Annotated in this window: 1 protein-coding gene; it reads left to right on the top strand. The window is 70.6% G+C overall.

Annotation, left to right across the window (positions count from 1 at the left end; genetic code table 11):
• The coding region (locus tag ABY44_RS16160; protein ID WP_431641395.1) for a heavy metal translocating P-type ATPase at positions 1-1,811 on the top strand (1,811 nt) is incomplete at its 5' end.
• Between the last annotated feature and the right edge of the window lie 110 nt (positions 1,812-1,921).

The following is a 1,921-nucleotide window of genomic DNA, read 5'->3' as shown; positions in this document are numbered from 1 at the left end:
TCGCGGCGGCGCTCGCGCTTGCCGCGGTACTCGCGTGCGGGCTCACCACGTACAAGAAGGGCTGGATCGCGATCCGCAACGGCAACCTGAACATCAACGCGCTGATGAGCATCGCGGTGACGGGGGCAATGGCGATCGGCCAGTGGCCCGAAGCCGCGATGGTGATGGTGCTGTTCACGATTGCCGAGCTGATCGAGGCGAAGTCGCTCGACCGCGCGCGCAATGCGATCCAGGGCCTGATGCAGCTCGCGCCGGACACCGCGACCGTGCAGGGCGCCGACGGCTCGTGGCGCACGATCGAGGCCGCGCAGGTGGCGCTCGGCGCGGTCGTGCGCGTGAAGCCGGGCGAGCGGATCGGGCTGGACGGCGAGGTCGTCGCCGGCCGCTCGACGGTGAACCAGGCGCCGATCACCGGCGAGAGCCTGCCCGTCGAAAAGACGACCGGCGACGCCGTGTACGCGGGCACGATCAACGAATCGGGTTCGTTCGAATACCGCGTGACGGCGGTGGCGGCCAACTCGACGCTCGCGCGGATCATCCACGCGGTCGAGGAGGCGCAAGGCGCGAAGGCGCCGACGCAGCGCTTCGTCGACCAGTTCGCGCGTGTCTACACGCCGATCGTGTTCGCGGTTGCGCTGCTGGTGGCGGTGGTGCCGCCGCTCGTCATGGGCGGTGCGTGGCACGACTGGATCTATCGTGCGCTGGTGCTGCTCGTGATCGCGTGCCCGTGCGCGCTGGTGATCTCGACGCCGGTGACGATCGTGTCGGGGCTCGCGGCCGCGGCGCGACGCGGGATTCTCGTGAAGGGCGGCGTCTATCTGGAAGAAGGGCGCAAGCTCGCCTGGCTCGCGCTCGACAAGACCGGCACGATCACGCACGGCAAGCCGGTGCAGACCGATTTCGACCTGCATGCGACCGATGCCGATGCGGTGCGGGTGCGGCACCTCGGTGCGAGCCTCGCGGCGCGCTCCGATCACCCGGTGTCGCAGGCGATCGCCGCCGCGGCCCGTGACGCCGGCACGACGGCATTCGCCGATGTGCAGGATTTCGAAGCGATCGTCGGGCGCGGGGTGCGCGGCACGATCGACGGCACGCGCTACTGGCTCGGCAACCACCGGCTCGTCGAGGAGCTCGAACGCTGCTCGACGGCGCTCGAAGCGAAGCTCGATGCGCTCGAGCGGCAGGGCAAGAGCGTCGTGGTGCTGGTCGACGAAGCGCGCGTGCTCGGCATCTTCGCGGTGGCCGACACGATCAAGGACACGAGCCGTGAAGCGATCGCCGATCTGCACGCGCTCGGCATCCGCACCGCGATGCTGACGGGCGACAACCCGCATACCGCGCAGGCAATCGCGAAGCAGGCCGGCATCGACGACGCGCGCGGCAACCAGTTGCCGGAAGACAAGCTCGCGGCGGTCGAGGAACTGTCGGCCGGCGGCGCGGGCGCGGTCGGGATGGTCGGCGACGGGATCAACGACGCGCCGGCGCTCGCCCGTGCCGACATCGGCTTCGCGATGGGGGCGATGGGCACCGACACGGCGATCGAGACGGCCGACGTCGCGCTGATGGACGACGACCTGCGCAAGATTCCCGCGTTCGTGCGGCTGTCGCGCGCGACGCATCGCGTCCTGGTGCAGAACATCGGCTTCGCGCTCGGCGTGAAGGTCGTGTTCCTCGGCCTCACGGTCGCGGGGCTCGGCACGATGTGGATGGCGGTCTTCGCCGACGCGGGCGCCAGCCTGATCGTCGTGGCCAACGGCTTGCGGCTGCTGTCGTCCTCCGGGGCGTTCGGCGGCGCGCAGGCCACGCGTTGAGGAGCGGGCAATGAGCTTTCTGAAGCGAATCCTGGGCGGCCACGGCAATGGCGGCCACGGCGGCGGAGGCCACGGCGGCGGAGGCGGGCATCACGGCGGGCAGCGCCAGG

It is taken from the genome of Burkholderia sp. ZZQ-2, from assembly GCF_050768715.1.
GTDB lineage: Bacteria > Pseudomonadota > Gammaproteobacteria > Burkholderiales > Burkholderiaceae > Burkholderia > Burkholderia cepacia.
Note: the sequence above shows the minus strand (reverse complement) of the source record. Positions and strands in the feature narration are given on the sequence as shown.